Here is an 8728-nt window from a genome sequence, read left to right on the forward strand (position 1 = left end):
GCCGGGTTAAAAACACCGGACAAAGTAAAGCCCGCTATTAAGCGGGCTTTCTTTTGCAACATGACTTTTCAAGTCACAGTGTTCAAGTCGTCAGACTCAAGAACCGGTTGCAGGTGTTGCTTCTTTCGCAGCAGCTTCGTTCGATTCAGCCTGAGCTTTGGCAGCATCGGCGTTTTCTTTCGCAGCGTCGTTCACTTTATCCTGTGCTTTCGCCATGTCTTTTTGAGCTTGCTCAGAGTGCGCTGCGGCGTCTTGGGCTTTGTCTTCGGATTTTTTGTCGCAGGCAGCGAGGCCGAGGGCAGCAGCCAGCATCATGGAAATAGCTAAAGTCTTGCGCATGGGGTGTTTCTCCTTATTGAAGATATCTACTGGCCTTTCGAGCCTATGCCCAACGCTTAGTTCCTTAAATTTCACAGATATATAAGGCTTTTCCCTAGGGAACTTTCAGCAAGGTTGTCTACTCCGCCGGCTCCACACTAATAAGAGTCTTTAACGAATGACCGAAAATCCTCTTTTATCCCGTGCCACACGTTTTGTTTCTGCCTTGCGTCACTGCCAGGTGCTGGGCATCCAGGTGCATGCCGCCAGTGAGGACGGCATGACCCTGGTGCTGCCCTATGGCCCGCATATCGTCGGTGATCCACACACCGGAGTGATCCACGGCGGCGCGCTCACCTCCTTGATGGACACCGCCTGCGGCATGGCCACGTTATGCGTGCTGCCGGAATTCGAGGTCTGCCCGACCCTGGACCTGCGTGTGGACTACATGCACCCGGCCGAACCCCACAAGCCGGTGTTCGGTTTCGCCCAGTGCTACCGGGTGACCACCGACGTGATCTTCACCCGTGGCTTCGCTTATCAGGATGACCCCCAGCAGCCGATTGCCCATGTGGTGGGCACGTTCATGCGCATGGGCAAGCGCCTCAAGGGCAGCCAGGGCCTGGGGAATACGATCAAGGGAGAACAGGCATGACTCATCAGTTCAAGACCCGTCTGCAGCAAGCCCATGAGCGCGGCAACTATGAGGCGCTGCTGAACCTGATTCCCTACGCCAAGCTGATCGGCATCGAATGCACGCGTCTGGGGGATGAATTGCTGTTCCGCATGCCGGCCAACAAGGACAACATTGGTAACCCGATATTACCGGCGATCCACGGTGGGGTGATCGCGGGCTTTATGGAGCTGTCCGCCGCCTTGCATCTGCTGGTATTCACCGGTGCGCCGGGCGTGCCGAAAATCATCGACTTCTCCCTGGATTACCTGCGCGCCGGGCAGTTTCGCGACACCTACGCCAAATGTCAGGTGTGGCGCCAGGGGCGGCGGGTGGCCAATGTGGCGATTACCGCGTGGCAGAGCACCCAGTCCGAACCGATTGCCACCGCCCGTGCGCATTTCAAGATTGAGGAACCGGCCCGCCCTTGAAATCCTGGTCTTAGCCCCCAACTTTGATGACAACCCGCCGCCAACCCTCAAGGGCGCGGCCACTGCCATCCAATTGGAGTTTGATGACCATGAGTGTGGAAACTCAAAAGGAAACCCTGGGCTTCCAGACCGAGGTGAAGCAACTGCTGCACCTCATGATCCATTCGCTGTATTCCAACAAGGAAATTTTCCTTCGCGAATTGATCTCGAACGCCTCTGACGCTGTCGACAAATTACGTTTCGAAGCCCTGTCCAAGCCTGAGTTGCTGGAAGGCGGCGCGGAACTGAAAATCCGTGTGAGCTTCGACAAGGACGCTAAAACCGTCACCCTCGAAGACAACGGTATCGGCATGAGCCGTGACGATGCGATCACCCACCTGGGGACCATCGCCAAATCCGGCACTGCAGATTTCATGAAAAACCTGTCGGGCGACCAGAAGAAAGATTCCCACCTGATCGGCCAGTTCGGCGTGGGCTTCTACTCGGCCTTCATCGTTGCCGACAAGGTTGAAGTATTCAGCCGCCGTGCCGGTCTTGCCGCCAGCGAAGGCGTGCACTGGTCTTCCAAAGGCGAGGGCGAGTTTGAAATCGCCACTGTCGACAAGGCTGACCGTGGTACGCGTATTGTCCTGCACCTGAAGTCCGGTGAAGACGAGTTCGCCGATGGCTGGCGTCTGCGCAATATCATCAAGAAGTACTCCGACCACATCGCGTTGCCGATCGAGTTGCCGAAAGAACAAGCGGCGGCCGAAGGCGAAGAAGCCCCAGCCCAGGAATGGGAAGTGGTCAACCGTGCCAGCGCCCTGTGGACTCGTCCTCGTACCGAAGTCAAAGACGAGGAATACCAGGAGTTCTACAAGCACATCGCCCACGACTACGAAAACCCACTGAGCTGGAGCCACAACAAGGTCGAAGGCAAGCTGGAATACAGCTCGCTGCTCTACGTACCGGCCCGTGCTCCGTTCGACCTGTACCAGCGTGAAGCGCCGAAAGGCCTGAAACTGTATGTGCAGCGCGTGTTCGTGATGGACCAGGCGGAATCGTTCCTGCCGTTGTACCTGCGCTTTATCAAGGGCGTGGTCGACTCCAACGACCTGTCGCTGAACGTGTCGCGGGAAATCCTGCAGAAAGACCCGATCATCGACTCCATGAAGTCGGCGCTGACCAAGCGCGTGCTCGACATGCTGGAAAAGCTGGCGAAGAACGAGCCTGAGCAATACAAGGGCTTCTGGAAAAACTTCGGCCAGGTCATGAAAGAAGGCCCGGCAGAAGATTTCGCCAACAAGGAAAAAATCGCCGGCCTGCTGCGTTTCGCATCGACCCACGGTGACGACGGCGAGCAGAACGTTTCCCTGGCCGAGTACCTGGCTCGCGCCAAGGAAGGCCAGGACAAGATCTACTACCTGACCGGCGAAACCTACGCCCAGGTCAAGAACAGCCCGCACCTGGAAGTCTTCCGCAAGAAAGGCATCGAAGTGCTGCTGCTGACCGACCGGATCGACGAGTGGCTGATGAGCTACCTCAGCGATTTCGACGGCAAGAGCTTTGTTGACGTCGCCCGTGGCGACCTGGACCTGGGCAACCTGGATTCCGAAGAAGACAAAAAAGCGGCTGAAGAAGTGGCCAAGTCCAAAGAGGGCCTGGTTGAGCGAATCAAGACTGCCTTGGGCGATGCCGTCAGCGAAGTGCGGGTTTCCCACCGTCTGACCGACTCCCCGGCGATTCTGGCCATTGGCGAGCAGGACCTGGGCATGCAGATGCGTCAGATCCTGGAAGCCAGCGGTCAGAAGGTTCCGGATTCCAAGCCGATCTTCGAGTTCAACCCGGCTCACCCGCTGATCGAGAAACTCGACGGCGAGCAGAGCGAAGAGCGCTTTGGCGACCTGTCGCATATCCTCTTCGACCAGGCCGCCCTGGCGGCTGGCGACAGCCTGAAAGACCCGGCCGCTTATGTGCGCCGACTGAACAAGCTGTTGGTTGAACTGTCGGTTTAACACCGTTGTAGAAAAACCCGCTTCGGCGGGTTTTTTCGTTGTAGAGCCTTTCACCTGGAGTAAATGATGAGCCAAATCACCGTGCGTTCCGTGGTCTATCAGATTGATGGCCAGTCTTATGAAAGCCGCCTGGCATTTGATGCCAGTCATAAGGGCCCGCTGCCAGGGTTGTTGATGGCGCCGAACTGGATGGGTGTGAGTGCCGGCGCTGAAGAGATCGCCAAGAGCGTCGCCAGCAAGGGCTACGTGGTACTGCTTGCCGACCTGTACGGGCAAACTGTTCGCCCCTCGAATGGCGATGAAGCAGGGGCGGCGATGATGCCGTTGAAGAATGACCGGGTGCTGCTGAACAAGCGCATGCAAGTCGCGCTTGATCACCTGAAAACCCAGACCGAAGCGACGGTGGATACCTCGAAGCTGGCAACCTTCGGCTTCTGCTTCGGCGGCTGCTGCTCCCTGGAGTTGGCACGTACCGGTGCGCCGTTGAAAGCCGCCGTTTCGTTCCACGGCAGCCTCGACACGCCGAACCCGGCCGATGCGAAAAACATCAAGGGTTCAGTGCTGGTGCTGCACGGCGCTTCCGACCCGCTGGTGCCGAAAGAGCAACTGCCGGCGTTTGAAGACGAAATGAACGCCGCCGGTGTGGATTGGCAATTGCTGAGCTACGGCGGTGCGGTGCACTCGTTTACCGACCCCCACGCGAATGTGCCGGGCAAGATGATGTACGACGCGAAGACCGCTGCACGGGCCTTCCAGTCGATGCATAACTTGCTGAATGAAGTGTTCAAGGGCTGATAGCTCGGTTACTTGAGCGGGCCTCATCGCCGGCAAGCCAGCTCCTACAGTTGGAACGCATTCCAACTGTAGGAGCTGGCTTGCCGGCGATTGCTATCTAATCAGCGATAAATCTCTCAAGCCTTACTGTGGCAACTCAATCCGCTCACTTTCCCCCGGCACCACCGGCCAATCCCCGGCCGCCCAGCGCTGGCGAGCCTGCTCGATCAACGCCGGGTCACTCGCCACAAAATTCCAGTTGATCCGCCGTGGCCCATCCAGCGCCGCGCCGCCGAACACCACCAGATGGCAATCCGTCTCGGCAAACAGCGCGAGGCTTTCACCTGCCGGCAACACCACCAGGCTGTGCACCTCCAGCGCCTCACCCTCCAGGTGCGCTTCACCCTCCAACACATACACCGCCCGTTCCGCGTGCTCATCCGGGACCAGCAGCGTTGTAGCCGTCTGCATCCGCACCTCGGCATACAGCGTGGGCGACAACACTGGCACCGGCGATTCCAGGCAAAAGCCACTGCCGGCAATCAGGCGGATCTGCACGCCGAGGTTGTCACTCACCGGCAAGCTGGCGGCGGGGTGATGGCTGTAATGCCCTGGCCCTTGTTCATGATCCTTGGGCGAGGCCAGCCACACTTGCAGCCCGTGCAGGCTGAAACCACTCGCCTTGAGGGCTTCGGGGCTGCGTTCAACATGGGCAATGGCGCTGCCGGCGGTCATCCAGCTGACATCCCCGGCCTTCACCACCTGGTCGGAACCGAGGCTGTCCTTGTGCAGGAGTTCGCCTTCAAACAGGTAGGTCAGGGTCGAGAGGCCGATATGCGGGTGCTGGCGGATGTTCATGCCGGTGCCCGGGGCGTAGCGGGTTTGCAGCATATGGTCGAAAAACACGAAAGGCCCGACGCTGCGGCACTGCCGGGAGGGCAGCGGGCGCAGGATGGGTTGCCCTTCAACGTCTTCGGCGCGCGGGCGGATCACGGTCACTGTGGTCATGGTGCGTCCCAGTCTGAGCGGGTTGGATGCCCCTGAGCATAACCCGCTCGACGGGAGGTTGCCGCTACTGGCTGAAGGCGCCTTCCGAGAGCCGGGTCTCGATGGTGACTTCGGCCGTGGTCATCAGCTTGTGCACCGGGCAACGATCCGCCACGCGGTGCAGTTCATCGCGCTGCTCGTCGGTGAGTACGCCCTTGAGGGTCAGTTTGACGTTGAGCTTGTATTTGCCCTTTTGCTCTTCGGTGCTGTCATGGGTGACTTCCACGGTGACGCCGGTGAGCGGAATGTCTTTTTTCTGCGCATAGAGCTTGACGGTCAGGGCCTTGCACGACGCCAGCGCGGCGTCGAAGTAATCGTGGGGGGAGGGCGCCGAGTCGTCGCCGCCCAGGCTCTTGGGCAGGTCGGTAAACAGCTCGTGGTTATTGATATTGACGCTGTGGCGGAAGTTTTCGGCGTTCAGCGTATTCACGGTAACAGGCATGGCAAACCTCACAGGGTGGCAGGAAGAAGGTCATGCAGTTATAGAGCATGCTGGCACCTTGGTGTTCCCTGTTGTTTACCGCTGAACCCGCAGGCGCGGCTTGAGGTCTACCTTCATTAGCCCTTGTTTGAGATTCCCCTGTGCGCCGGACCCGCCTGAGTATTGCCCTGTTGCTGGCCGCCGCGAGCCTTGCGGTACAGGCCCGCGACTATGCCTACAGCGATGCGCACCTGCATTATGTCGACTTTTTCCAGGAGTCGGCGGGCATGGGCAAGTTGCTTAAGGCCATGGCCGACAATCGCATCGAGCATGTGATGATTTCCGGGATTCCCGTGGCCAAGAAGTGGCACGAAGACGAACCCAAGCGCCCGCGCTATTACGCCGGGGATGACGCCGACGCCTATTGGTACAGCGCCACCGACGTGTTCGTCGCCGATGCGGTCAATAAACTGAGCCCGGAGCAACGCCAGCGCTTTCATCCGTTCCTCAGCGGGTTCAATCCCAACGATAAAAACGCCGCGTCCCACATCCAGCGCATGCTCGACCTCAATCCTGGACTGTGGCAAGGCATCGGCGAAGTCTTCACCCGTCACGACGACCTGACCGCGCTCACCTCCGGCGACACCCCAAGGGCCAACAACGAGGCGATGACCCGCATCTACCACCTGGCGGCGGAGAACGATTTGCCGGTGATGGTGCATTCCAACATCACCTCCAAGCGTGAGAAAAATCCTTTGTACCTGGCGGAAATGGAGGAGCCACTGCGCAATCACCCGCACACTCGGTTTATCTGGGCCCACGCGGGCAGCAGCATGGAAATCCACCGCCACCAGACCCAGATGGATTTCTTGCTGCCGACTTTGGCGCGCCTGCTGGAGGCTTACCCCAACCTTTACGTCGACCTGTCCTGGAGCGTGCTCACGCCTTACTTGCTGGATGAGGCGGGAAAGCCACGTCCTGAGTGGGTAAAGCTGGTGGAGCGCTTCCCGGACCGCTTCATGCTTGGCTCAGACGTGGTAGGGCGCTTCAACAAGCTCGGTAAGGAAATGCGCAGCTTCGACCCGTTCCTCGATGCGTTGCCTGACGACGTGGCCAGAAAGGTCGCACGGGACAACTTCCTGGCGGTCCTGCCCAAGCCTCGGTGATGGCCTTCGAGTTCACCGAACGCTGAATCGCTACAGCCGGGGCGGGGCGATCATAAGGCGTTTTGATATCGCGTTTTCGTCTTACGCAAACCCCGTTTCTCGCCGATACCTTTCAAGAGCCCGCTGCAGGTGGATGCAGCGCTTTTGGAAGGATTCCTCGCATGAATATCAGAAGTCTGAATATTGCCCCTCGCGCCGGCCTGGGGTTTGGTTTGCTGGCGCTGATGGTGTTTGCCCTGGGCGGGTTTGCGCTGTTGCAGATGGGCAATATGCGCCAGCAGTCGGATCAGGTGGAAAACAACTGGCTGCCCAGCGTGATGGCGGTCGGCGAGATGAACCAGGACCTGCTGCGGGTGCGGGCCCTCACGTTGCGCCTGCTGCTCAACCGTGACCCGCAGGCGATCACTCAGAATGAACAGAAAATCACCGAGCTGAAAAATGGCCTGCACAAGGCTCAGTCCCTATACGAAGGGTTGATCGTGCTGCCTGAGGAGCGGGTGCTGTTCGATCGTTTTAAAGCCGAAGAAGAGCGCTACCTGCAACGTCAGGAGCAGGTGCTGGCGTTTTCCCGGGCCAATCAGCTCGAAGATGCGATCAAGGTAGTCAACGGCGAGATGAACCAGTTGGCCGACGCGTTGGCTGGCACCCTGCGTGAGCTGGTGACGCTGAACAAGGTCAGTGCCAATCAGGCGGCGAGCCAGGCCCAAAGCGTGTTCGCCCAATCGCGCAGTTGGGTAGTTGGCATGATTGCCGTGACGGCGCTGATCACCATTGGCCTGGCGTTGCTGCTGACCCGCAGTATTGTGCTGCCGTTATCCCAGTCGCTGAAAGTCGCCCAGGGTGTTGCCAGCGGCGACCTGACGGGTGTGATCACCGTCAGCGGCAAGGATGAACCGGCGCGTTTGCAGCAGGCGCTGAAAAGCATGCAGGAGAGCCTGCGGGAAACCATTCGGCGTATTTCCGATTCGTCGAGCCAATTGGCGTCGGCTTCCGAAGAGCTTAGTTGCGTGACGGAAGACGCGACCCGTGGGCTGCATCAGCAGAGTCAGGAAATTGAGCAGGCGGCCACGGCGGTCAATCAGATGACGGCGGCGGTGGAGGAGGTGGCGAGCAATGCGGTGGCCACTTCCCAGGCGTCGCGGGAGTCTGATCGTATCGCTCAGCACGGTCGCGAACAGGTGCATCAGACGGTGTTGTCGATTGAGTCGCTGGCGGATGATGTGACGGCCAATGCGACTCAGGTGGAGGACCTGGCGCAGAAGGTGTATGGCATCAGCAAGGTGCTGGATGTGATTCGCTCGATTGCCGAGCAGACCAATTTGCTGGCGTTGAATGCTGCCATTGAAGCGGCGCGGGCCGGGGATGCGGGGCGGGGGTTTGCGGTGGTGGCGGATGAGGTGCGGGCGTTGGCGCATCGTACGCAGCAGTCGACCCAGGAAATCGAGCAGATGATCAGTGGGATTCAGCAGGGGACTGATCAGGCTGTGAGTTCCATGCAGCAGAGCAACACCCGGGCGCGGTCGACGCTGGATATTGCCAAGTCGGCGGGTACGGCGCTGGAGGAGATTGCTTCGGCGTTTACCCTGATTAATGAGCGCAACCTGGTGATCGCCAGTGCTTCGGAAGAGCAGGCGGCGGTGGCGCGGGAGGTGGATCGTAATTTGATGAATATTCGAGATTTGGCGCAGCAGACGTCGGCGGGGGCGAATCAGACCAGTGCAGCGAGTCAGGAGTTGTCGCGGTTGGCGGTGGATCTGAACACGATGGTGGCTAGGTTTTCGGTTTAGGTTTTTGGAGGGGGCATATCCGTTATTTAGGTAACGGCGGCTTATGGTTTCGCTCTTACAGCGAGTCACTTTGCAAAAGCGGCAAAGTAACCAAAGCGCTCTGCCCCGCCTGTCGGC

At 59.1% G+C, this 8728-nt stretch carries 9 protein-coding genes; 6 read left to right on the forward strand and 3 right to left on the reverse strand.

Going from position 1 to position 8728, the window contains the following annotated elements; genetic code table 11:
• Positions 1–96: 96 nt before the first annotated feature.
• Positions 97–339 (reverse strand): hypothetical protein, encoded by a 243-nt coding sequence (locus tag HX875_RS10300; RefSeq protein WP_003210564.1) that lies wholly within the window; start codon positions 337–339, stop codon positions 97–99.
• 157 nt (positions 340–496) lie between these two features.
• Between HX875_RS10300 and HX875_RS10305 the strand changes: the two genes are divergently transcribed.
• From HX875_RS10305 to HX875_RS10320, 4 genes are all read left to right on the forward strand, one after another.
• Entirely contained in the window at positions 497–973 is a 477-nt protein-coding gene (locus tag HX875_RS10305) for a PaaI family thioesterase (protein ID WP_177043096.1), read from the forward strand.
• On the forward strand, positions 970–1422 hold the full coding sequence (locus tag HX875_RS10310; RefSeq protein WP_177043097.1) for a PaaI family thioesterase: 453 nt from the start codon (positions 970–972) through the stop codon (positions 1420–1422). Before HX875_RS10305 ends, HX875_RS10310 begins: the two co-directional genes overlap by 4 nt.
• Positions 1423–1511: 89 nt before the next feature.
• On the forward strand, positions 1512–3416 hold the full coding sequence (htpG, locus tag HX875_RS10315; RefSeq protein WP_167663594.1) for a molecular chaperone HtpG: 1905 nt from the start codon (positions 1512–1514) through the stop codon (positions 3414–3416).
• Between the two features lie 66 nt (positions 3417–3482).
• Positions 3483–4211 (forward strand): dienelactone hydrolase family protein, encoded by a 729-nt coding sequence (locus tag HX875_RS10320; protein ID WP_177043098.1) that lies wholly within the window; start codon positions 3483–3485, stop codon positions 4209–4211.
• Positions 4212–4334: 123 nt separating this feature from the next.
• On the opposite strand, the gene HX875_RS10325 is transcribed toward HX875_RS10320, so the two are convergent.
• Both HX875_RS10325 and HX875_RS10330 read right to left on the reverse strand, forming a co-directional pair.
• Complete coding sequence (locus HX875_RS10325) at positions 4335–5198, reverse strand: pirin family protein (protein WP_177043099.1); 864 nt, start codon at positions 5196–5198, stop codon at positions 4335–4337.
• A gap of 64 nt (positions 5199–5262) precedes the next feature.
• Complete coding sequence (locus HX875_RS10330; RefSeq protein WP_003210558.1) at positions 5263–5679, reverse strand: OsmC family protein; 417 nt, start codon at positions 5677–5679, stop codon at positions 5263–5265.
• 140 nt (positions 5680–5819) lie between these two features.
• Here HX875_RS10330 and HX875_RS10335 point away from each other — a divergent pair, with 140 nt between their 5' ends.
• Together HX875_RS10335 and HX875_RS10340 are read left to right on the forward strand one after the other, a co-directional pair.
• Positions 5820–6824: an amidohydrolase family protein gene (locus HX875_RS10335; protein WP_177043100.1), complete on the forward strand. Its 1005-nt coding sequence runs from the start codon at positions 5820–5822 to the stop codon at positions 6822–6824.
• Between the two features lie 161 nt (positions 6825–6985).
• Positions 6986–8611 (forward strand): methyl-accepting chemotaxis protein, encoded by a 1626-nt coding sequence (locus HX875_RS10340; RefSeq protein ID WP_177043101.1) that lies wholly within the window; start codon positions 6986–6988, stop codon positions 8609–8611.
• Positions 8612–8728 lie beyond the last annotated feature (117 nt).

Origin of the sequence: Pseudomonas yamanorum (assembly GCF_013386765.1) — a bacterium.
Lineage (GTDB): Bacteria > Pseudomonadota > Gammaproteobacteria > Pseudomonadales > Pseudomonadaceae > Aquipseudomonas > Aquipseudomonas yamanorum_A.